The 20637-nt window shown below is 69.6% G+C and carries 21 protein-coding genes; 4 read left to right on the top strand and 17 right to left on the bottom strand.

Annotation, left to right across the window (positions count from 1 at the left end):
* Positions 1-16: 16 nt before the first annotated feature.
* The 4 genes from PKF00_RS22650 to PKF00_RS22635 form a co-directional block, all read right to left on the bottom strand.
* The gene (locus tag PKF00_RS22650) at positions 17-1051 is read right to left on the bottom strand and encodes a pentapeptide repeat-containing protein (protein ID WP_271219609.1); all 1035 of its coding nucleotides are present in this window, start codon (positions 1049-1051) and stop codon (positions 17-19) included.
* Between the two features lie 263 nt (positions 1052-1314).
* Complete coding sequence (locus PKF00_RS22645; RefSeq protein WP_271219608.1) at positions 1315-2217, bottom strand: hypothetical protein; 903 nt, start codon at positions 2215-2217, stop codon at positions 1315-1317.
* Positions 2214-3116: a hypothetical protein gene (locus PKF00_RS22640; RefSeq protein ID WP_271219607.1), complete on the bottom strand. Its 903-nt coding sequence runs from the start codon at positions 3114-3116 to the stop codon at positions 2214-2216. The genes PKF00_RS22645 and PKF00_RS22640 overlap by 4 nt, the downstream gene beginning before the upstream one ends.
* A gap of 433 nt (positions 3117-3549) precedes the next feature.
* Positions 3550-4413 (bottom strand): SDR family oxidoreductase, encoded by an 864-nt coding sequence (locus tag PKF00_RS22635; RefSeq protein WP_271219606.1) that lies wholly within the window; start codon positions 4411-4413, stop codon positions 3550-3552.
* A 138-nt stretch (positions 4414-4551) separates the two neighbouring features.
* On the opposite strand from PKF00_RS22635, the gene PKF00_RS22630 reads away from it, so the two are divergent.
* Positions 4552-5160, top strand: a complete 609-nt coding sequence (locus PKF00_RS22630) for a TetR/AcrR family transcriptional regulator (RefSeq protein WP_271219605.1) — start codon at positions 4552-4554, stop codon at positions 5158-5160.
* A 7-nt stretch (positions 5161-5167) separates the two neighbouring features.
* On the opposite strand, the gene PKF00_RS22625 is transcribed toward PKF00_RS22630, so the two are convergent.
* The 3 genes from PKF00_RS22625 to PKF00_RS22615 form a co-directional block, all read right to left on the bottom strand.
* Positions 5168-6334 carry a Cmx/CmrA family chloramphenicol efflux MFS transporter gene (locus tag PKF00_RS22625; RefSeq protein ID WP_271219604.1) on the bottom strand — a complete coding sequence of 389 codons (1167 nt, stop codon included), beginning with the start codon at positions 6332-6334 and terminating at the stop codon, positions 5168-5170.
* Positions 6335-6781: 447 nt separating this feature from the next.
* Positions 6782-6994, bottom strand: coding sequence for a DUF397 domain-containing protein (locus PKF00_RS22620; RefSeq protein ID WP_271219603.1), 213 nt, complete (start codon positions 6992-6994; stop codon positions 6782-6784).
* The gene (locus PKF00_RS22615) at positions 6982-7854 is read right to left on the bottom strand and encodes a helix-turn-helix domain-containing protein (protein WP_271219602.1); all 873 of its coding nucleotides are present in this window, start codon (positions 7852-7854) and stop codon (positions 6982-6984) included. The genes PKF00_RS22620 and PKF00_RS22615 overlap by 13 nt, the downstream gene beginning before the upstream one ends.
* Before the next feature lie 234 nt (positions 7855-8088).
* Between PKF00_RS22615 and PKF00_RS22610 the strand changes: the two genes are divergently transcribed.
* Both PKF00_RS22610 and PKF00_RS22605 read left to right on the top strand, forming a co-directional pair.
* Positions 8089-8757, top strand: a complete 669-nt coding sequence (locus PKF00_RS22610) for an ATP-binding protein (RefSeq protein ID WP_271219601.1) — start codon at positions 8089-8091, stop codon at positions 8755-8757.
* A 675-nt stretch (positions 8758-9432) separates the two neighbouring features.
* Positions 9433-10035, top strand: a complete 603-nt coding sequence (locus PKF00_RS22605) for a DUF6461 domain-containing protein (RefSeq protein ID WP_271219600.1) — start codon at positions 9433-9435, stop codon at positions 10033-10035.
* A gap of 286 nt (positions 10036-10321) precedes the next feature.
* Here PKF00_RS22605 and PKF00_RS22600 read toward each other — a convergent pair whose 3' ends face one another.
* The 4 genes from PKF00_RS22600 to PKF00_RS22585 all read right to left on the bottom strand — a co-directional run bounded on the left by PKF00_RS22600 (position 10322) and on the right by PKF00_RS22585 (position 14029).
* Positions 10322-10744 carry a hypothetical protein gene (locus PKF00_RS22600; RefSeq protein WP_271219599.1) on the bottom strand — a complete coding sequence of 141 codons (423 nt, stop codon included), beginning with the start codon at positions 10742-10744 and terminating at the stop codon, positions 10322-10324.
* A 399-nt stretch (positions 10745-11143) separates the two neighbouring features.
* Entirely contained in the window at positions 11144-11722 is a 579-nt protein-coding gene (locus PKF00_RS22595; protein WP_271219598.1) for a hypothetical protein, read from the bottom strand.
* 361 nt (positions 11723-12083) lie between these two features.
* Entirely contained in the window at positions 12084-12779 is a 696-nt protein-coding gene (locus PKF00_RS22590; protein ID WP_271219597.1) for a response regulator transcription factor, read from the bottom strand.
* Complete coding sequence (locus PKF00_RS22585; protein WP_271219596.1) at positions 12776-14029, bottom strand: sensor histidine kinase; 1254 nt, start codon at positions 14027-14029, stop codon at positions 12776-12778. Before PKF00_RS22585 ends, PKF00_RS22590 begins: the two co-directional genes overlap by 4 nt.
* 274 nt (positions 14030-14303) lie before the next feature.
* Here PKF00_RS22585 and PKF00_RS22580 point away from each other — a divergent pair, with 274 nt between their 5' ends.
* Positions 14304-14720, top strand: a complete 417-nt coding sequence (locus PKF00_RS22580; protein ID WP_271219595.1) for a DUF6223 family protein — start codon at positions 14304-14306, stop codon at positions 14718-14720.
* Between the two features lie 104 nt (positions 14721-14824).
* Here PKF00_RS22580 and PKF00_RS22575 read toward each other — a convergent pair whose 3' ends face one another.
* The 6 genes from PKF00_RS22575 to PKF00_RS22550 form a co-directional block, all read right to left on the bottom strand.
* Positions 14825-15733, bottom strand: coding sequence for a LysR family transcriptional regulator (locus PKF00_RS22575; protein WP_271219594.1), 909 nt, complete (start codon positions 15731-15733; stop codon positions 14825-14827).
* An 18-nt stretch (positions 15734-15751) separates the two neighbouring features.
* Positions 15752-16924, bottom strand: coding sequence for a glycine C-acetyltransferase (locus PKF00_RS22570; RefSeq protein WP_271219593.1), 1173 nt, complete (start codon positions 16922-16924; stop codon positions 15752-15754).
* Positions 16924-17952 carry an L-threonine 3-dehydrogenase gene (gene tdh / locus PKF00_RS22565; protein ID WP_271219592.1) on the bottom strand — a complete coding sequence of 343 codons (1029 nt, stop codon included), beginning with the start codon at positions 17950-17952 and terminating at the stop codon, positions 16924-16926. The genes PKF00_RS22570 and tdh overlap by 1 nt, the downstream gene beginning before the upstream one ends.
* A gap of 251 nt (positions 17953-18203) precedes the next feature.
* Positions 18204-19277, bottom strand: a complete 1074-nt coding sequence (locus PKF00_RS22560) for an SPFH domain-containing protein (protein WP_271219591.1) — start codon at positions 19275-19277, stop codon at positions 18204-18206.
* Positions 19278-19279: 2 nt separating this feature from the next.
* Positions 19280-19714 carry an NfeD family protein gene (locus tag PKF00_RS22555; RefSeq protein ID WP_271219590.1) on the bottom strand — a complete coding sequence of 145 codons (435 nt, stop codon included), beginning with the start codon at positions 19712-19714 and terminating at the stop codon, positions 19280-19282.
* A gap of 103 nt (positions 19715-19817) precedes the next feature.
* Positions 19818-20561 (bottom strand): TetR/AcrR family transcriptional regulator, encoded by a 744-nt coding sequence (locus PKF00_RS22550; protein WP_271219589.1) that lies wholly within the window; start codon positions 20559-20561, stop codon positions 19818-19820.
* Positions 20562-20637: the final 76 nt, after the last annotated feature.

Below are 20637 nucleotides of genomic sequence, written 5' to 3'. Positions count from 1 at the left end.
GGGAACTCAGCCTGAGTCAACCGAACGTGGTCTTGGCGTTGGTCTTCGCCACAGCTCTGATCTGAGCAGCCGTCATCCCTCGAACATCTGTCAGGTCGGCGTCGACCAGGACTGCGCCTTCAAGATTCGCGCCGGCCAACTCGGCACTGGTCAGGTTGGCGCCGAGCAGATTCGCGCTGGACAGGTCCGCCTGCGTCAGGTTCGCGCGGGCCATGTCCACCTCATACAGGCGTGCGCCCGACAGTTTCGCGTCGTGCAGGTTCGCGAGGCCCACGTTCGCGCCCGTCAGATCTGCGCCGGTCAGGTCCGCGCCGTTCAGGTCCGCTTGGCTCAGGTCTGCGCCGTTCAGGTTCGCGCCGGACAGATTGAGGCCGTGCAGGTCGACGGCCCCCAGGTCGAAGGCATAGGGAAGGTACCGGCGAGTGGTGTCAAGGACGCTGATCACGTTGAGTGCCGCGGCCACGTCCACAAGCGCCTGGCCCTTGACGACCTGCGCCTTGGGAGGGTGAGCGTGCACTCGTACATAGGCGGCCAGGACCTGCACGATGGTGGGCATGTCGCGAGCAGAGTCCTTGGCCAGGCGTTCCAACGCGTAAATGCCACCCAGGCGAACGTCGATCTTGGATGAGCCGAGCTGCTCGACGGCCTTCGTGTACCGGTCGGTGAGTTGCCCTTCCCGGGTCGCGTCCAAGGTGCGCACGGATACGTCGAGGGTGCGGGCGGTGTACACGAGGCCGGCGCCGGTGAAGACCAGGCCGCCGACGACCACGAGCCCGGTGGCCGCCTGCAACAGGGTGGCCCGCGCGGTGTTGACCGCCTCGACGCGGTCCTTCACCGTCAGCTGCTCACGGTCTTGGGGGGTCAGCGGGCGCGTCTCCCCGGCCATGCGCCGCGCGACCGGACCCAGCAACAGGGCCGCGCCCACAGATGTCACGATCACGGCGAGTAGGCACCCCAGCGTCCACTTCAGCCAGTCCGGGCCGGAGGCGCCGCGAGCCAGCCACGCCGCTCCCGCTGCCGCCACCGCGGCCACGACCGCCCAGGCGACCACGCGTGCGAGCCTTCTCCACCGCATGATGCCATTGGAGCCGCTCGGCTTCGGCCCGCCAAGGCACTGCACGACCTTGAAGCCGTAGTGTGTTCTTCGAGCCGGTGTCTCCGTCCGGACGACGAGCCCGAGACCGTGCGGCTCGTCCCGCGGCGGACGAAGGCCCTCGCCCAGGAGCGGGCGACCACCGCCATCGCTGATCCGTCGTCTTCACGATGATCTGGAGAGTCGCCGGAAGCGGATGACGCCGTGGGCGAGCGGGACCGTCACGGCTGGGAGATGAGCTGGATCCGGATGCCGTTGTCGTAGGGAAGGACGATCGTCTGGTCACGGCCGAGGGTCCATGTCCCGCTGACCAGGAAGAGGCGGCCGCCGGAGGCCAGGAGTAACCGGAAACCGTGATACCGGTGGACGAAAGCGGGGTCCTTGCCCCTGGTGGTGAGAGCGGTCTGCGTGACGCCGGACGGAAGTCCCGCCAGCGGTTCCTTGGTGTCGATGACGACCTCGGGACGCTTGGCGAGGTCGTGGGCGTCCTCCTCGCCCCTGCCGGTGCCGTAGGCCCACGCGACCTGGGTCGAGGCCCAGAACAGGCCTGCGACGGCCAGGCCGACGGCGCAGATCACGCCGTTCCTGGCGAGACGCTGCGACAGCAGCGGGCGGCCTCGGATCTTCCCGTGGAGCCAGACGCCATAGGCCACGGTGCCCGGGCCGAACGCCAGCGACAGCGGTGTGGCGCCGATGACCACGCTCGTGTCGGAGCCCTCGACGAACATGCCGATCAGCGCACGGCCGATCATGAGGACGCCGACGAGCCCGATCCCGGCTGCCAGAAAGGTGTTGGCCAGATCGTCCGGGCGGCGGGTGAGCCGCCACATGACGGCGGTGTGCACCCCGATGACCGTCAGCGCGCCCAGGAAGATCAGTGCCGCCGGTACGTAGACGACCTCGAGCCCGTACAACAGCAGGCTCTGGTTGGACAGGTCCGTCATCTCCAGGGAGACGCCGAAGTAGTCGAAGCGGGCGCGGGTCGCGACGTAGCCGAAGTAGATCAGCAGCGCGGTCGCCAGCGTCGTCGGGCCGATCGCCTCGGTGAGTTGCCGGATCCGGGTTGAGATCGGTTCCTGGGCTGCCGACGCCGCTTCCTCCCGCGCCGGTTCCTCGTCCGTCATCCCTCCTCCGATGGCGGGTCGGCCTCCTCCGGTGTGGGATCGGATTCCTGAGGCGCCGAGTCGGAGCCCTCCTGGTTCGCCGTGGGGGACTGTTCGGGAGTCGTCTCCTTCTCTTCCTCCCCTTCCCCCTCTTCCTCCGACGATGAGGAAGAGGAAGGGGCGACGAAGGCGTCGATCTTCGGGATGTCGGTGGTGCCCCCATGGATCTCGACCGGCGACTCCGCTGTCGGAGGCGGCCCCTGCCACTCCCTCACCTCGTTGCAGGGCGAGTCCTCCACGTTGACGCACAAGTAGCGGAAGCGGACCTGCGGCTGGAGGCGGTACGGATTCGGCGAGGCGTCGCCGGTGAGGACCGCTCCCGCGAGGCACTGACTGCCGGCCCTCAGCCGTATTCCGTCACAGGCGGGATCTCCGGTGGGATCGCAGTGCGCGACGTCGGGGCGGGCTGTGGCCGACCCCGGGCCGGAGATCACGGAGAAAGAGACCGATTCGATCACTCCGACGGTCCCGGTCTTGTTGATGACGGTGATGCAGCCCTCGTCGCCGGCGCTGCCGTCGAGGTGTATGCCGTTCCAGTGGATGCTGCGCCGACCGTTCTGCGGCGTTTTCGACGGCGTGCCGCCGCTGGACGCCGTCGGCTGCGTCCCCTGGCCGTTCGTCCGGGTGCCGTTCGTCCGGGTGCCGTACGGCGTCGCAGTGGTCGAGGTGTTCGGCGAGGCCGGAGCGGTCAGCGTGGTCGGGGTGTCCGGCGTGACAGGGGTGTTCGGCGCGTTGGGGAGGATCGGCGTGGTCGGGGCGGTCGTTCCCTGCCCTGCCATGTTTTTTCCGCCCCCACCGGTCGCGATCCCGACCAGCCAGACGATCCCGACGATCGCCACGAGGCAGAGAATTCCCGTCATGACAAGGATGCGTATCCGCGATCGCGTCATAAGTCGTCCCGAGGAGCAGTCGCTGATCCTTCATAGACCGATCTACCGCAAGGATACGGCCACCTTCTCGCTGATTCTCCGCCCTCCATAAACGGTTATGAAACAGAAGTAATTTCTTCTAATATTGCGACTTACTGGACAAAAGGGAGCGCTCTTTGGGTGCCGATTCGTGTCCGTGACGTTGGCCGCAGGCACGAGACCCCATCTGTCCCGCGCTCGGCAGGGGTCTGCGAATCGGCCCGGAAGATCGTTGAATCGACGCGCCTCCTCGGTCCACGTCATTTCGTGTCCCGTCGCCTCGGGGGGGCGGGTGGACAAAGAGGTTTCCCTGATCTGTTTGGCGCACCGCGCCGGTCCAGTCGGTGGAGACGGAACATGCTCTTCTTCGTGAAGAATCATTGGTTCAAGCGGACGGTGCGCTGAAGGCGTCGAAGGCGACGGCGTGTTCGGCGGCGCGACTGACCTGCTCCCAGCCCGCCCAGGTCTCCATCCGCCTGCGGGAGACGTCGAAGGCCAGGTCGTAGACCATGCCGCCGAGCAGCAGCCGCAGCGGCGGGTCCTCGCTGTCGACCAGCTTCAGCACCGCCTCCGCGGCCAGGCGCGGCTCGCTGTCGACCGAGCCCTCGGCCCACTGCTTCTCCAGCTCGGCGCGGAGCGGGCCGTACGTCTCCATGGGGGTGGTGGCGGTCATGCTGGTGTAGAGGTCGGTCCAGTAGCCCCCGGGCTGGACGATCGTGAGCTTGACGCCGAAACCGGCGGCCTCCATGGCCAGGGCCTCGCTCATGCCCTCCAGCGCGAACTTGCTCGCGCTGTACATCCCGGTGCTCGGGAAGCCGCCGAGGGCGGCGATGCTGGAGATCTGCAGGATGTGCCCGGATCCCCGGGCGCGCAGGTGCGGCAGCGCGGCCTGGCAGACCCACAGCGCCCCGAAGAGGTTGACCTCCAGCTGGGCGCGGGCCTCGGCCTCGGTGAACTCCTCGACCATGCCCATGGACAGGGTTCCGGCGTTGTTGACCACGATGTCGAGCCCGCCGAAGTGCTCGGCGGCGGTGGTCACCGCGGCGAACACCGCGGCGCGGTCGGTCACGTCGAGGGGCAGGACCAGCAGCCGGTCGCCGTACCGGTCGCCGAGGTCGTGCGAGGCGATGGTGCGTGAGGCGGCGGCCACCCGGTCGCCGCGCTCCAGCGCGGCCAGGGCGAACGCGCGGCCGAGACCGCGGCTCGCGCCGGTGACGAACCAGGTGCGGGAGGGAGCTGGGGTGCGCATACGCGGGTCTCCGATCGTTTCTTCCGACGACGGGCGAACCGAGACGGTTCGTCTCGTCTTGTGGTGATGACCATAGACGAACCGTGCGCCCCGAGTCAAGACGACCCGTCTCGTCTAGGTTTTTGTTAGGTTGGCCCCATGACGACGCAGCGCAGGACCTCCCCGAACGCCTCCCGCCGCAGCGACGCCTCCCGGCGGGCCATCCTCGCCGCGGCGTTCGACCTGGTCGGCGAGGTCGGATACGCCAAGTTGAGCATCGAGGGCATCGCCGCGCGGGCCGGAGTCGGCAAGCAGACGATCTACCGCTGGTGGCCGTCGAAGGGCGCGGTGCTCTTCGACGCCTTCCTCATGCTCGGCGAGGGGGCGGATGGCGAGGCCGCCCTGCCGGACACCGGCGACCTGGAGTCCGACCTGAAGGCCGTCCTGCGTGCCACGGTCGCGGAGCTGAACGACCCGCGCTACGACGAGCCGATGCGTGCGCTCAGCACCGAGATCGCACACGACCCCGAACTGGCCGCCGCCTATCTCGAACGCCTCGACCGGCCGATGCGGGAGCTCAAGAAGCATCGGCTGCGCGCCGCCCAGCGGGCCGGGCACCTGGCCGAGGACCTCGACCTCGACGTGGCCGTCGACATGCTGTGGGGCCCCCTGCTCAACCGCTGGCTCCAGCGCACCGGCCCGCTCACCCCCGAGTACGCCGACAACGTCGTCGAGACCGCCCTCAACGGCCTGCGCCCCCGCCGGTGAGCTCTACTCAGACGCGCGAGCGGTTCGAAGCCAGGTGGCCCCTCACCCGGGCGGTCCCGGCCACGGCGAGTGCGAGGGTCACCAGCAGCGCGCTGACCCACAGCGGTGAGCGGTAGCCGAGCCCCGCGCCGATGGGGATTCCGCCGAGCCAGGGACCGGCCGCCGCGCCCACGTTGAACGCGGCCGTGGCGAACCCTCCCGCCAGACGGGGAGCCTCGGTCGCCGTGTAGAGCACCTGTGAGATCAGGATCGTCCCGACGGCGAAGGCCAGGCTCCCCTGGACGAAGACGAGCACGATCGTCGCGATCGGGCTGCCCGCGGTCATCGCGAACACCGCCCAGCCGACGAGCAGGGCCACCCCGCCGACCAGCAGCAGGAGGCCGGGGCGCGCGTCGGCGACGCGTCCGCCGACGGTGACGCCGAGGAAGGACCCGAGACCGAAAAGCGCCAGCAGGGCGGGCACCCAGGCGGGGGCGATCCCGGAGACGGCGGTGACCAGCGGCGCGAGGTAGGTGAACGTGCAGAACGTCGCGCCGTTCACCAGGGCCCCCAGGAGCAGGATCACCAGGAGACGCCGGTCGCGCAGGGATCGCAGTTCTCCACGCGCGCCGGTGGAGGCGGGGCGAAGGTCGTCGGGCGGCACGGACCACACGATCGCGACGACGGCCGGGACCGACAGGACCGCCACCGCCCAGAACGCCGCACGCCAGCCCCACACCTGGCCGAGCGCCGCACCGGCGGGAACGCCCACGACGCAGGCGACGGTGATGCCGCCGAGCAGGATGGAGGTGGCACGGCCCTTGGCGTCCGGCGCGACGATGCTCGTCACGGTCGCCAGGGCCACGGTCAGGAACCCGGCGTTGGCCAGCGCCGCGACGACCCGCGTGGCCAGCAGCACCCCGTAGTCGGTGGTGACCGCGCCGAGGATGTGGACGAGCAGGAAGACGACCAGGAAGGTCAGGAGCGAGCGGCGTCGCGGCCAGCGCAGGCTCACGACCGCCGTCAGCGGGGCGCCGACGACCATCCCGGCCGCGAACGCCGAGGTCAGGAACCCCGCGGTGGGAACGGACACGTGCATGTCCCGTGAGATGTCCGGCACGAGGCCGGACAGCATGAACTCAGAGGTCCCCTGGGCGAAAACCGCCAGTCCCAGGAGATGGACGACGAACGGCATGACAGAACTCCGCGACCATGTCGTGGATCGATGAGGAGGCGGCGGGTCGCGGCGGCACCCGTGTCGGCGGCGGAGACGGCGACCGTCCGACAGGGCAGGCGCGACCGGCGCGCGAGAACCCGCCGACGCCACGGGGGCGACGACGGATCAGGATGAGAGCACAGCCCGCTCTGGGGCGATCCGGCGGCGGTGGTCGCGAACGGCGACGCCCGCGGTCTCAATCACCGCGGGGCCGTGAGGCGACGACGTGGGCAGCCACCGGACGACCGGTGGCTAGAGTCTTGACGCCTCGGGACTGGACACACGCGCAAGCTAGCAATCCCGTGCGCGGTGTGTCCACCGCTTTGCCCGCGAGGCCGTTGGGCCCTTGCCGGCGACGGTTTCGCAAAGAAGCCGCGTGGAGACCCTCCGGCGGGACCGGAGGGCTGCACGGAGGAATGTCGTGGATCAGCCGAGGGCGTCGGTTCTGAGGGCGGTGATGAGGGACGTCCAGGCGGCGGGGGTGAGGATGAGGGCGGGGCCGGTGCGGTCCTTGGTGTCGCGGAGGGCGTGGTGGCCGCCGGAGAGGGCGGCGACCTCGACGCAGTCGCTGCCGTCGTCGCCGGACAGGCTGGACTTGCGCCACCGGGCGGTGGTGAGCTCCCTGGTCAGGTCGTCCATCTGCGCATCGTCTCCTTGATCAGGTTGAGGGAATCGTGCCGGGACAGGGCGTCGGACCGGATCGCTTCGTATCTGAACACCAGGTTCTTCATGTCGATGGGCCGGTCGGTGACGCGGTCGTCCAGGCTCTGCGAGTCGATGTAGGCCACCGGGTGGGTCTCCCTCGCCAGGTCCGCGAGGGTGAAGCTGCCCAGCAAGCCAAGCACGTTGTGCGCCTCGTAGGGAAGGATCTGCAGGGATATGCGAAGGTGCTCCCCGGCTTCGAGGAGGCGCTCGCACTGGCCCCTCATGACGTCGGGCTCGGCGACGGGACGGTACAGCACGCCCTCGTCGATGACGATCCAGAGCATCGGCGGCATCCGCCTCCTCAGGATCTCCTGCCGCTCCATCCTGGCCGCGACCTTGTCCTCGATCTCCTCGGTGGTCGCGCCAGGCTTGCGGCTCAGGATGGCCCGGGCGTAGTCCTCGGTCTGCAGCAGGCCGGGCACGATCAGCGCCGACCAGATGCGCAGCGACTCGGCCTCGCGCTCGAACTCCAGCCAGGGGCGGAACCAGCGGGGGAGCTGGGCCTCGGCGCGGTTGAGGCGGTCGAGCAGACCGGTGAGCGTCGTGCCGAGGTTGAGGGCCTCGTCCACCTTGCTCGCCAGGGCCAGCGTCGGCGAGCGGTGGCCGTTCTCCAGCATGCTGAGCTGACTGATCGACAGGTGGATCGCCTCGCCCAGCTTTCGCTGGCTGAACCCGGCGGCAAGTCGGAACTTGCGTAGTTCTGTACCGAATCTAATGCGCGGGGAAATGTAGGGATCGATGAGTTGTGTCGGTTCTGCGGTTGGTTCCTGTTCCATTTCCGGGGGGACGGTCATGCGCCGGGCTCCTTTCGGTTTCACGGGCCGGTCTCGGGTCATTGTCGGGGGAGTTCCAGCTGCTCGGAGCGGTTTTCACAGAAGTGTGAACGGATTGCGGACCCGATTCTCCGGACGGTGAACCCAAGGGTTTGCGACCTTATGAGGGTCGCGTGGGGAAACCACGGCGACGCCTCGGCGCAAATGGCGTGATTGACACGGAAACCAGCCCTGTTCGGCTGGGGGAGGCACCCCATGAACTCGGAGACGCTCGGCGAGATCTGCTTTCCCAGTACCCCGGAAACCGCTTCACTGGCGCGTGAGAAAGTCTGTGAATGGCTGGGGAGGGACCACTCCGCCTACGAGAACGCGCGACTGGCCGTGTCGGAGCTGGTGACCAACGCCGTCCGACACGCGGGAGGTGAGCCGGACGGGGAGCCCGGAGGCAAGGACTCGGCGACCGCCGCCGGTCCCGAAGGAGGCGGCGGCTCCGCCTCCTTCGACAGTTTCGCGACTGTGGACGGCCCCTGGGACGTCGACGGGGCGGGGGCCGGGGCGCTGGTTCTGCGGCTGACGGCGCACGGTGGTTCCCTGCGCGTCGAGGTCGTCGACCGGGGCTGGAGCACGGGGGAACCCCGGGTGCTCAGGGCGGACCCGGGGGACGAGCCGGAGGAGAGCGGCCGAGGACTGGCGATCGTCAGCGCGCTCTCCGACGGGAACTGGGGCTACCGCTCGCACGGTCCCGGACTCGGCCGGACCGTGTGGTGCGAGATCCCGGCAGGCCCGTCACCCTCTGAGGACTCCCGGGCGGCCCCTTCGGGGAGTCATCAGCAGGACCTTCCGCGCACCTCCGCCCGCCTCGCCTGGCCTGAGCACGGGGACCTCTCGACCCGGGTGTGGTGGCATCCGCCTCGGTCCGGGTAGACGCTCCCCGGCCACGCCGTCCGGCCGTGAAGGCCGTTCGAACCACCCCGGCGGGAAACGGCGGCACCCGGTCGTCCCCCGCGAACCGGCACGTGCGCCCGCGCTCCCCTTCCCCCGTTGGAGCGCCCCGCCGGGGCTCATCCCGACGACGCGGTTGTCGTCGTCGCAGGTCGGCACCGCAGATCGGCGCCCTGGTCAAGCCAGGGCGCCGGTCAGGTCAGTGTGCCGAGCGGACCGGCAGGGGCGGGATGGACTTCAGGCAGGGCCTCCCGGCGGGCCGCCGGCGAAGGCCGGAAGGGTCGGCGCCACGGTGGCCAGTGCGGTGCCGATCATGAGGGCGATGGGGATGTGTCGCTTCAACAAGGACGCGTCTCCTTATGGCTGAGCAGGGACGAAGCGCGTCAATCCTCATGTCGGAGTCGCTGCCGGCGACATCCCACCGGCACCCTTTCGGCGGTAGCGGTGGCTGGCCGGCGGACAGCCGGTCACCCTGGATCACATGGTTCGTCAGGACGGCCCTGGAAGGCACCCGCTGACACGGTCCTCCCTCGCGGTCCAGCGCCCAGGCGCACCGACCGCGCTCGTGCAGGCGCTTGTGTCGCAGCTCGTGGAAGAGGCCGCCACTCAGGACGAAATTGCTCTTGTCGTGTCGGTGGGCGCTGCGAGCATGACGGGGTGATCGCGACTCCTGACGACTACTCCTGGTTCTCCCCCGAGCGCTTCCCCGGCCTGGCGGATGCCTACTGCTTCACCTACGTCCGCGGCCTGACGCCTGAGGAATTGATGACCCGGCTCGGCGTCCGGGTTGAAAACTGCTCTCGCATGACGCTCGATGAGCTGATCCGGCGGCAGACCTTCGGCGCCGTCGCCGTCGGAGACTGGGTACTCCTCGTCGAGACCAACGGCTTGCTCGGCATCACCGAAGAGATCATCATGCCGTTGTCGGCGGGCACCCGTCTCGTCTCGCACTTCTACCTCGACGTCGACGGGATGGACTACTTCCACTGGATCGACGACGGAAAGATCCGGTTCGAGTTCCTGCACCAGGAAGGCTATTCCCACTGGATCAAGGACGGGAAGATCCAGTTCGAGTTCCCGCAGCAGGAAGGCTACTCAGAGGAGATGCCGGACGAACTCGCAGAGACCCTGGAGCGGATCGACTCTCCCGTCTATCCGATCGCCGCCCCCCACGAAGGGCCGGCGTTCCTCCTGGCCGAGCGCCTCACCGGGATCACGATGACGCCGCAGCTGCTGGAGGAGTCCACCTATCTGGGCTGAGGCATGCCCAGATCGAGGTGAGCAGAACCCACCGTCCACAGCCCCCGCGAACTGGCCGTGGACGGTGGATCACTTCGCCGCAGCTTCTGCAGGCTCCATGGAGGCACTGTTCTTCGCAGGCTTGCCGTACCAGGCCGTCAGGATGAAAAAGCCTCACTGTCATTTGCCGGTAGCCGTTCTGCGACCCGGGCTGCGCGTCCAGGACCGAAGCCGCCTGCCGACAACGGACACCACCCGGGGTTTTCGCCCGTCTTCAGTCGAGAGGCGGGTCGCGTAGACCGATGCTTCAGTCGAGAGGGACGCAGGTCGCGTAGACCTTGATGTCGATCTTCTCGTCCGAGGGGTTCAGCAGGACGAGGTCCCACGAGTCCTCGGGAGCCTTGGGATCGAGGCTCACCCGGCCGGGGGCACTGACCGGAACGGCCAGCGGCGCGTCCAGACGATGAGCGACTTCGGGAGAGCCGTAGCCTCCGCTCACGACCCGCTGCCCCTCCTTGCACAGGACGTTGGTGGACAGGATTCCCTGCTCCGGCACCGTTCGGGTCTCCTGCACGATGGTGACGCCCGGTCCGTCGATCCTGTCCGCCACGGCGACCCCGCCCAGCGCGAGCGCCGCCCCCACCGGAATCCCGGCCCCCACCAATGCGATCTTCCGGCCTCGCTGTCCGACGAGTCCCATGAACACCCCGTTCATGTTTTTGTCGACCACGCTATGTCGGTATCAGAGGCGGTGTGCGGGTGAAGTCGTCGACGACCGTGCTTGATTTCGCCGAGAACGGTGTTTTCCGCCGGCGACACCGCACCGACAGCGGTGGAAAAGGTACGTGACTCGGTTTTCCGGTCTGACTCGTTTTCCGATTCCCGGTGTTCGCCGTGAGTGCTCAACGGCTTCGGCGTCGTTCATCGGCGCCGGTCGGGTCCGCGTCACCGCTCGCCGTACCGGCGCTGTGAAAGGTCCGAAGGTGCGAGGTGAGGGTGCGGCGTCGAGCAGGGGATGCGCGGTGGGGTGCGGCGTGGAGTGCGAGGTGAAGGGTGGGGTGGTGTGAACGGGGTCGTTCGGAGAGGTGCTCCCGGTGCCGCCCCCGTACGGAGGCGGCACCGGAGGGGGTCAGTTCTCGATCGTGACGGTGGCGTACAGGTACCTGGTGTCGCCGTTCTCGTCACCCGTGTGCTGGCGGCCGGTCAGGACCTGGGTGGCTCCCGTCGTGAAGGAGTGCCTGTTCTCCTTCATCCACCCGCTCCAGGTCCGGGAGATCAGCTGCACCGGTCTGCCCTGCCAGGTCAGCGGGGCGTGCCGGTACTCGGTGGGGCCGTTCTCGTCACCTTGGTGCCGCCTGCCGGTGAGGACCTCGCCGATCGGGGCGGCGAAGCGCGAGGTGCTCTCCTTCTGCGGAGGGCTCCAGCTGCTGATCCCCACCGTGACCGGCTGGTCGTTGATGGAGATCGAGCTGCAGTAGTACGTGGTGTTGCCGTTCTCGTCCCCGCTGTGCGCCCGGCCGGTCAGCACCTGGTTCACGGGGCAGCGGAAGGAGACGCCGGCCGACTCCTTGACGGTCTCGGTGTGCCCGAGCTCGATCTTGACGGTCACCTGGGCGGCGGTGTCCGCCGCGAAGGCGGGAGCGGCGGTCAGGACGGCCAGGGCGGCGGCGGCCACCACGGTGGGTAAAGCCTTCTTGTGCACGTTCATGTCCTCCGGCTGGTGTTCCGATGTCGTCGGTGCGGGCCGAGAGCTCGTGCGCCGACGGCCCACGCCGTCCCCGGGACGCGGGGCGGCGCCCACGACAGGTGGCGCGCCGCCTTCGCCCTTCCCGTCGTGCGCGCGTCGGGAAGGGGGCGCCACCGGGGACGAAGATCATGGTGCTCGTCGCCGCGCCGCTCCGTCGTCCCTCTTCCGGGTGAGCGCCGATCAGTCCCCGGGGTGACCTTCCGGCCTTCCCCCGGATGATCGGCACGCGAATCATGCCTGATCAGCGAGCCGTCGACCCATGTCGGGGTCGCCGTGGCAGTCAGGAGAAACCGAGCGAACACGGCTCCGACCCGGTGTTTCGCTAATCCTGGCCGACCAGTCCTGTTCGGTAAGCGATGACGACCAGTTGCGCACGGTCGCGCGCACCCAGTTTCGCCATCGCGCGGCTGACATGGGTGCGCGCGGTGGCCGGGCTGAGAAACAACTCGGCGCCGATCTCATGGTTGCTCAGGCCCTGCCCCACCAGGGCCAGCACTTCGCGCTCGCGCTCGGTCAGCACCGCGAGCCGGTCCTCCGCGGCCCGGGCGGCTGTTCGTCGCGTGGTGAACTGGCCGATAAGGCGTCGAGTGATCCGCGGCGCGAGCAGCGCCTCTCCGGCGGCGATCACCCGGACGGCATGCAGGAGCTCGGCCGGCCCGGCGTCTTTGAGCAGGAAGCCGCTGGCACCGGCCTGCAAGGCGTCGAAGACGTACTCGTCGGTGTCGTAGGTGGTGAGGATGAGGACTCGCACCTGCTCCAACCCGTGCGTCCCGGCGATCTGGGCAGTGGCCTGAATCCCGTCGAGCTTCGGCATGCGGATGTCCATGAGGACGACGTCGGGACGGGTGGCGAGGGCCCGCTCGACGGCTTCGGCGCCGTTGGCGGCCTCTCCCACCACCGTGATGTCGTCCTCGAGGTCGAGCAGAACCTTGAACCCGGATCGCACGAGCCCCTCGTCATCGGCGAGCAGCACCTTGATCTGAGCGTTGGTCGACGGTGAGGCGGCCGCCGTGTTCACAGGCGCGACCCCGTCGGCGCGAGGGGCAGCCGTGCCCTGACTTCGAACCCGCCGCCTGGAGTCGGCCCGGCGTCGAGTTCTCCGCCCAGCAGCCGGCAGCGTTCGCGCATGCCGACGATCCCGTGACCGGGCTCGGCCGAGCTGCCCGTGCCGCTCGGATGCCGGGCCGGTAGGCGCGGATCGGCGGAGTCATGACCTGGGGCGGCACGGCGGCCCTCATCGGTCACGCGGATCTCCAAGGCCTCGATCCCGGGGTTCAGCGCTACCGTCACCCGAGTCGGACCGACGTGGCGGACCACGTTGGTGACCGATTCCTGAACGATTCGGTAGGCGGCGCTGCCCACCGCGCTGGGCAACGGCGCCGTGGGCGAGGTCTCCTCGACCTTGATGTCGAGTCCGGCCTCGCGGGCCTTGGCGGCCAGTTCGTCGATCTGCCCCAGCCCGGGGTACGGCCCCCGCCCGTTGTCGTCACCGTCGTCGTCACGGAGTACGCCGAGGATGGCCCGCATCTCCCGCAGCGCCCGGGAACTGGTCTGTTCGATGGTGCGCAGCGCCTCGCGCGCCACTTCCGGCCGCTTGTCGAGCACGTGCGCGGTGACACCGGACTGGACGTTGATGATCGCTATGGCGTGCGCGACGGTGTCGTGGACCTCGCGCGCGATCCGGAGCCGTTCGGCGTCCACCCGCGCCCGCGCTTCCTCCTCGCGAGTCCGTTCAGCCAACTCGGCGCGCTTGTGAGCCTCGGCCGCGATGACCTGTCGCGACCGGACGGACTCGCCAAGGGTCACGCTCATGACCGACACGCCGATCCGGAAGTACACCCAGCCGATGGCGGCGCGTGGCTCGATGTCGGCCGCGGCGACCAGCCAGACGACGGCCAGCACCATGACGCCCACGCCGGCGATCACCAGCGACCGGTGCCCGTCGCCGTAGGCGGCGAGGGTGTACAGGGCGACGAAGAGCCCGAGCCAGCCGGGCCCGTCCGGGAAGTCGAGGCCGTAGTACACCACGCTGGCGAGCGCTGCGGTGACGAACACCGGCACCGGCCACCGGCGGCGGACGGCGACGACCATGCCACTCACGATGAGCAGGACATATCCCAGGTTTCCGGGGTCGGTAAGGGGACGCTGTATCACCTCACCGGCATTGCGGACTACCGTGCCCTGAACCTGCATCACGGTGATGAAGAGCGCGAGTAATACGTCCTGTGCCGGCACCGGCAGGCGTAACGACATCACGCGGTGTTCCATGCCGTGATCCTACGGTTGCCGCCCGTGGGAACACTCCGCCCAGGCGCGCGGCCGCCTACGACGACGGGCGTACCGAGGCACGTGCCGTCTACGCAGAAGTCCGTAGAGGCTGCCGTCCGCTGTCGGAGGCGGCGGCCGCCTCGACGGCGCGACGATCGATTCCGTGAAACCCCTCCCAGGCGCTCACGCTCGGCGCCGGCGCCTCGACCGGCACAGGCGTGTTCACCGCGCTGCACACGCTGCCGACGCCTGTCATTCGACCGAAAGGATCCTCATGTCCGTCCGTCACGCGATGGCCGCCGTCGCAGCCGTCCTGCTCGGCATCGTGGGGCTCGCCACACCGGCGGCCGCGCACGTTCTGGCCCAGCCGGTCGATGCCTACACCTTGACCGCCGGGCGTCTCTGGTCCGCGGTGGCCGCGCTGCCGGGGCTGGCCGGAGTCGTCGTCGGCGGGCTGGCTCTGGCCCGCTCCGCCGGTCGCATCGGCAGGGGCACCGGGAGAAGGGGGGCTGTCGTGGCCCTGGCGGCGGGGCTGGCCTGCACGGTCGTCGGCGGGCTGGTCGTGGCCGCCGCCGACGGTGGTCCCGGCACCGGCTACGGAATAGTCGGGGGCTACGTGGACCTGGTGGTCGGGCCGATCGCCATGGTCCTCGGCGGGCTGGCTCTGGCCCGCTCCCGTCGCACCGCCTGACCCCGCCCCCGTGTCGTTCTCCAACGTCGGGTCTCTGCGGGGTGAACCGCCGCAGAGACCCGTACGAGCCGTCCGGCACGGCCAGGCGCCCTGATGTACGCGATTCAGGCGGTGTGGCGCAGGGCTGTCGCGGTGTCCTGGAGGGCGTCCAGCAGGGGGACCAGCAACGGGTGGCGTTCCGCGCCGCGCCGTACGGCGGCGAAGACGCGGCGTTCGGGGCCCGCGACCTGGCGGATCGCCACGCCGGACAGGTCCATGCCGCGCAGTGCCAGGCGCGGCACCATCGCCACTCCGGCTCCGGCGGAGGCCAGCGCGACCACGGCGCTGAAGTCGTCGGAGGAGTGGGCGAACACGGGGGCGAAACCCGCGTGCTCGCACGCCAGGGCGATCACGTCGTGGCAGGGGTTGCCCGGGTACGGGCCGATCCACCTCTCCCCGGCCAGGTCCGCGACGGTCACCTCGCCGCCCGCCAGGGCGTGGTCGCGGGGGAGCACCACGTCGAACGGTTCCGAGTACAGCGGGATGCGGGACAGCCTGCGGTCGTCCTCGGCCGGGGCGCCGCGGTACTCGACCGCGACGGCGACGTCCACCGCGCCGTCCAGGACCATGGTGAGGCTCTGGTCGCCCTCGGCGTCCAGGACGCGCACCTGGATGCCCGGCTCCTTGTCCATGAGGCGCTCGACGGCCGGGGCCACGACCAGCCCGATGGCGGTGGCGAAGGAGGCCGCCTTCACCTCGCCCGCCGTGCCCGTCGTGTAGGCGGCGATGTCGGCCTCGGCCCGCTCCAGCTGGGCGAGCACCTCGTTGGCGTGGCCGAGCAGGATCCGGCCGACCGAGGTCAGCCGGACGCCCCGGCCGTCGCGTTCCAGCAGCCGGTGACCGACCTCGTGCTCGAGGGCGACGAGCTGCTGGGAGACGGCCGAGGGCGTGAGGTGAAGCGCGGCGGCAGCGGCGGTGACCGTCCTGTGGTCGGCCACCGCACGCAGGGTCCTGAGCCGCCGCGTGTCTATCACTTGTCCATTTTGCTCTGATTATTTGCGGGCCGCCACAAAAGCGGCCACAGCCCGGTCCACATCCTCGGTGGAGTGCGCCGCCGACAGCTGCACCCGGATCCTGGCCTTGCCGTGCGGGACGACAGGGTAGGAGAAGCCGATCACGTAGACGCCCTGTTCGAGCAGCCGATCGGCCATCGCGCCCGCCTCCGCCGCGTCGCCGATCATCACCGGGACGATGGGGTGGTCGCCGGGCAGCAGGTCGAATCCCTCCTCCGTCATCCGGGTGCGGAACCGCGCGGTGTTGGCGCGCAGCCGTTCGCGGGCCTCGCTGGAGCCGCTGATCAGGTCGAGGACGCGCAGCGAGGCGGCGGCGATCACCGGGGCCAGCGAGTTGGAGAACAGGTAGGGGCGGGAGCGCTGGCGCAGCAGCTCGCAGATCTCCTTGCGGGCGGCGACGTAGCCGCCGCTGGCCCCGCCGAGCGCCTTGCCGAGCGTGCCGGTGATGATGTCGACCCGGTCCATGACGCCGTGCAGTTCGGGAGTGCCCCTGCCGCCCTCGCCGACGAAGCCGACCGCGTGCGAGTCGTCGACCATGACCATCGCGTCGTACCGCTCCGCCAGGTCGCAGATCTCCTCCAGCGGCGCGACGTAGCCGTCCATGGAGAACACGCCGTCCGTCACGACCAGCCTGCGGCGGGCGTCGGCCGACTCCTTGAGCCTGGCCTCCAGCTCCGTCATGTCACGGTTGGCGTAGCGCAGACGGCGGGCCTTGCACAGCCGGATGCCGTCGATGATGCTCGCGTGGTTGAGCGCGTCGGAGATCACCGCGTCGCGTTCGTCGAGCAGCGTCTCGAACACCCCGCCGTTGGCGTCGAAGCAGGAGCTGTACAGGACCGTGTCCTCCTGGCCGAGGAAGTCGGCCAGCCGCGCCTCCAGCTCCTTGTGCACCTCCTGGGTGCCGCAGATGAACCGGACCGAGGCCATGCCGTAACCCCAGCGGTCCAACGCCTCCCTGGCCGCGCCGACCACCTCGGGGTGGTCGGCCAGGCCGAGGTAGTTGTTGGCGCAGAAGTTCAGCACCTCGCCGCCCCCGGTCACGGCGATGTCGGCCCGCTGGGGGGTGGTGATGACCCGTTCGGGCTTGAGCAGCCCGGCGGCGGCGATCTCGTCGAGGGTGTCACGCAGGTCGGCGCGGACGTTGTCGAACATCAGGCGGTCCAATCCATGATGACTTTTCCGGTCTTGCCACTCGCCGCGGTGTCGAAGGCCGCGTCGAAGTCGCGGTAGGAGAAGCGGTCGGTGATGACGGGGGACAGGTCGAGGCCCTTCTCCAGGAGCACCGACATGGAGTACCACGTCTCGTACATCTCCCTGCCGTAGATGCCCCTGATGGTGATCATCGAGGTGACGACCGTCGCGAAGTCGACGGCGAACTCCTCGGCGGGCAGGCCCAGCATGGCGATCCGCCCGCCGTGCGTCATGTTGGCGATCATGTCGCGGAGCGCTCCCGGGTGCCCGGACATCTCCAGGCCCACGTCGAAGCCCTCGCGCAGGCCCAGCTCGTGCATGCCGTCCGCGATGGTCCGCTCGGCGACGTTCAGCGCCAGGTTCACCCCGAGCTTGCTCGCCAGGGCCAGCCGTTCCGGGCTGACGTCGGTGATGACCACGTTGCGGGCCCCGATGTGGGTGGCCACCGCCGCCGCCATCAGCCCGATCGGCCCGGCGCCGGTGATCAGCACGTCCTCGCCGACCATCGGGAACGTCAGGGCGGTGTGCACGGCGTTGCCGAACGGGTCGAAGATCGCCGCGACGTCGAGGTCGACCGGCGTCCGGTGCACCCAGACGTTGGAGGCGGGAAGCGTCACATACTCGGCGAAGGCGCCGTCGCGGTTCACGCCGAGGCCGACCGTGCTGCGGCACAGGTGCCGCCGCCCTGCCATGCAGTTGCGGCACTTGCCGCAGACCAGGTGTCCCTCACCGCTGACCAGGTCGCCGACCGCGATGTCCTCGACGCCGGGCGCGATCTCGACGACCTCGCCGCAGAACTCGTGGCCGACGACCAGCGGCGTCCGCAGAGCGTGCTGGGCCCAGGCGTCGAAACTCCGGATGTGCAGGTCGGTGCCGCAGATGCCGGTGCGCAGCACCCTGATCAGCACCTCTCCCGCCCCGACGACCGGCTCCGGCACGTCGGCCAGCCAAAGGCCAGGCTCGGCCCTCTCCTTGACCAGCGCTTTCATGACAGATCCCCCCTCAGGTTCGACCTTACGCACTGTGCCCGGCCGGTTCCCCAGGTGTCCATCGCGGTTTTCTTAACCCGGTCCACAGCATTGCTTCACGCTCGCCTTCGGACGTCTCCCCCGTTCCCGTGCCGTCCCGTGTCATGCCTGCGCACGCCCGCGTCGCCCCGTTCCCGGCCGACCCGTGCGGGAACGGCGACCGCCCCCGCACGGGGGACCGTACGGGGGCGGGGGAGTCGTGGGCGGGCGGGTCAGGAGGTCGTGCGGTGGCGGTTCTCCTGCAGGTCGGCCAGCGGGTCGGGGGAGGTGACGCCGGGGCCGAGCTGACGGGGGCCGAGGGTGTCGGCCTGCGCGGCCTCGGCGACCGCCTCGGCCGCGGCCTGCTCCGCCTGGGCGGACTCCCTGGCGGCCGTCTCGCTGACGGCCGGGGCCTCGCGGGTCGCGGGCGAGCGGGGCAGGGACTCGGTGAAGGCCTTCGAGACGCCCTGGAGGGCGGAGGTGACCTCGCTGGGAATCACCCAGAACGTGTTGCCCTGGCCCTTGGCCAGCTCGGGAAGCACCTGGAGGTACTGGTAGGCCAGCAGCTGGGGGTCGGGGTCGTTGCGGTGGACCGCCTGGAAGACCTCGTCGATGGCCTGGGACTGGCCCTGGGCCTTGAGGATCGCGGCGCTCCTGTCGCCTTCCGCGCGGAGGATGGCGCTCTGCTTGTCGCCCTCGGCGGTGAGGATCTGGGACTGACGCTGCCCCTCGGCGTTGAGGATCGCCGCGCGCTTGTCGCGCTCGGCGCGCATCTGCTTCTCCATCGCCTCCTTGATGGTCTTGGGCGGGTCGATGGCCTTTATCTCCACCCGGTTCACCCGGATGCCCCACTTGCCGGTCGCCTCGTCCAACACGCCCCGCAGCTGGCTGTTGATCGTGTCGCGGGAGGTGAGCGTCATCTCCAGGTCGAGCGAGCCGACGACGTTGCGCAGGGTGGTGACCGTGAGCTGTTCGACGGCCTGGATGTAGTTGGCGATCTCGTACGCCGCCGCGCGGGGGTCGGTCACCTGGAAGTACAGGACGGTGTCGATCTCGACGACGAGGTTGTCCTCGGTGATCACCGGCTGCGGGCGGAAGGAGACGACCTGCTCACGGAGGTCGATCATCGGGTAGACCCGGTCGATGTACGGGATCACGAAGTTCAGGCCGGGCTTGAGCGTGCTGTGGTAGCGGCCGAGCCGTTCCACGTTGCGTGCCCGGGCCTGGGGGACGATGCGCACCGAGCGCATCACCGTGAACACGGCGAACAGGACGACGAGCAGTCCGGCGATCAGCAGTGCGTCCATGGTCACTCCCGGGGATATACGAGCGCGGTGGCGCCCTCGATCTCGATGACGTCGACGACCGCTCCCGCTGGGATCACCAGCGTCTCGTCGTACGCCCTGGCGGACCACTCCTCGCCGCCGATCTGGACCCGGCCGTCCCTGCCGGTCACCTCCCGCAGGACGTAGGCGGGCTTGCCGACGAGAGCCTGGACACCGAACCGTCTGTCGGCGGACGGCGGCATGAGGTGGCGTTTGGCGATGGGGCGCACCACGACCATCCCCGTCACCAGGGAGGCCGCGAACACCACGAACTGGAGCGGGAGCGGGAGGCCGAGACCGGCGGTGATGGAGGTGATCAGGGCGGCTCCGCCGATCAGGCCGAGGGCGGTGGTCAGGGTGAAGATCTCAGCGACACCCAGCGCCACCGCGAGAATCAACCAGATGACCCAGTAGTCCATGCTCCGGCCCTCCTCACTGATGAACGAATTGGATGTCCAGGAGGTTCCCTTCTCCACGGTATGTCGTTATCCACGGGGCTGACAGCGGAGATTCACCGAGGTTTCAGAGCTTGCTGGCCTCCAGGCCGTCGAGCAGATAGGTCAGGCCCAGGGCGAAGGAGGCGTCCCAGTCCTTGCCGATCGGCGGGCCGTGCTCGGCGAGGGTGGGGTAGCGGTCGCGTCGTGCCCTCAGGTGCTCCTCGGCCGCCTGCCTGGCCGTCTCCTCGTCTCTCGCCTGCCAGGTGGCCTGCATCAGGGTCGAGCCGATGACGTAGTTGGACAGGCCGTACGCCGCGGCGCTGAGATGCGGCTCGGTGAATCCCGCGGCGACCAGGGTCGCGTGCATGAACTCGGTGCGGTCCAGGACGTTGGGGCCCATGAGGGGACGTCCCAGCACGGCCGCGGACCAGGGATGGCGCAGCAGCACCGCGCGCCAGCCGCCGACCAGGGCGGTGAGGTCCTCGCGCCAGCGGCCGCCGTCGGGCCCCGACGGCAGCCCGACCTCGCCGAAGATCGAGTCGAGGGCGAGGTCGAGCACGTCGTCCTTGGTCTTGACGTGCCAGTACAGCGTGGTCGAGCCGGTGCCGAGGCGCTCGGCGAGACGTCGCATGGTCAGCCGTTCCGCGCCCTCCTCGTCCAGCAGCGCCACCGCCTCCCGCACGATGCGCTCCCGGCTGAGCGGGGGCGTCTCCCGCCGCGCGCGGGAGGGGCGGAACCACACGTCTCCCGCGGCCGTCCGGCCCTGCCGCGCCGTACTCGGGCCGTCCGCGTCACCCGCGCGGGCCGCGCCTGTCTCACCGTCGTTCACGACGACGAGTCTAGTATGGTGATCGACCACCGGACCAACGATCCAGTCACTCGATCGTTGGTCCACAACCGATGAG

It is taken from the genome of Streptosporangium carneum (assembly GCF_027922005.1).
Classification (GTDB): Bacteria; Actinomycetota; Actinomycetes; order Streptosporangiales; family Streptosporangiaceae; genus Streptosporangium; species Streptosporangium carneum.
This window is presented reverse-complemented; position numbering and strand designations above follow the sequence as displayed.

What these genes read in the sequence shown, in the direction of transcription:
- PKF00_RS22645 (WP_271219608.1), bottom strand. Translation starts at nt 2,217, where the DNA reads ATGACGGACGAGGAACCGGCGCGGGAGGAAGCGGCGTCGGCAGCCCAG.
- PKF00_RS22640 (WP_271219607.1), bottom strand. Translation starts at nt 3,116, where the DNA reads ATGACGGGAATTCTCTGCCTCGTGGCGATCGTCGGGATCGTCTGGCTG.
- PKF00_RS22635 (WP_271219606.1), bottom strand. Translation starts at nt 4,413, where the DNA reads ATGCGCACCCCAGCTCCCTCCCGCACCTGGTTCGTCACCGGCGCGAGC.
- PKF00_RS22630 (WP_271219605.1), top strand. Translation starts at nt 4,552, where the DNA reads ATGACGACGCAGCGCAGGACCTCCCCGAACGCCTCCCGCCGCAGCGAC.
- PKF00_RS22625 (WP_271219604.1), bottom strand. Translation starts at nt 6,334, where the DNA reads ATGCCGTTCGTCGTCCATCTCCTGGGACTGGCGGTTTTCGCCCAGGGG.
- PKF00_RS22620 (WP_271219603.1), bottom strand. Translation starts at nt 6,994, where the DNA reads ATGGACGACCTGACCAGGGAGCTCACCACCGCCCGGTGGCGCAAGTCC.
- PKF00_RS22615 (WP_271219602.1), bottom strand. Translation starts at nt 7,854, where the DNA reads ATGACCGTCCCCCCGGAAATGGAACAGGAACCAACCGCAGAACCGACA.
- PKF00_RS22610 (WP_271219601.1), top strand. Translation starts at nt 8,089, where the DNA reads ATGAACTCGGAGACGCTCGGCGAGATCTGCTTTCCCAGTACCCCGGAA.
- PKF00_RS22595 (WP_271219598.1), bottom strand. Translation starts at nt 11,722, where the DNA reads ATGAACGTGCACAAGAAGGCTTTACCCACCGTGGTGGCCGCCGCCGCC.
- PKF00_RS22585 (WP_271219596.1), bottom strand. Translation starts at nt 14,029, where the DNA reads ATGGAACACCGCGTGATGTCGTTACGCCTGCCGGTGCCGGCACAGGAC.
- PKF00_RS22580 (WP_271219595.1), top strand. Translation starts at nt 14,304, where the DNA reads ATGTCCGTCCGTCACGCGATGGCCGCCGTCGCAGCCGTCCTGCTCGGC.
- PKF00_RS22570 (WP_271219593.1), bottom strand. Translation starts at nt 16,924, where the DNA reads ATGTTCGACAACGTCCGCGCCGACCTGCGTGACACCCTCGACGAGATC.
- tdh (WP_271219592.1), bottom strand. Translation starts at nt 17,952, where the DNA reads ATGAAAGCGCTGGTCAAGGAGAGGGCCGAGCCTGGCCTTTGGCTGGCC.
- PKF00_RS22560 (WP_271219591.1), bottom strand. Translation starts at nt 19,277, where the DNA reads ATGGACGCACTGCTGATCGCCGGACTGCTCGTCGTCCTGTTCGCCGTG.
- PKF00_RS22555 (WP_271219590.1), bottom strand. Translation starts at nt 19,714, where the DNA reads ATGGACTACTGGGTCATCTGGTTGATTCTCGCGGTGGCGCTGGGTGTC.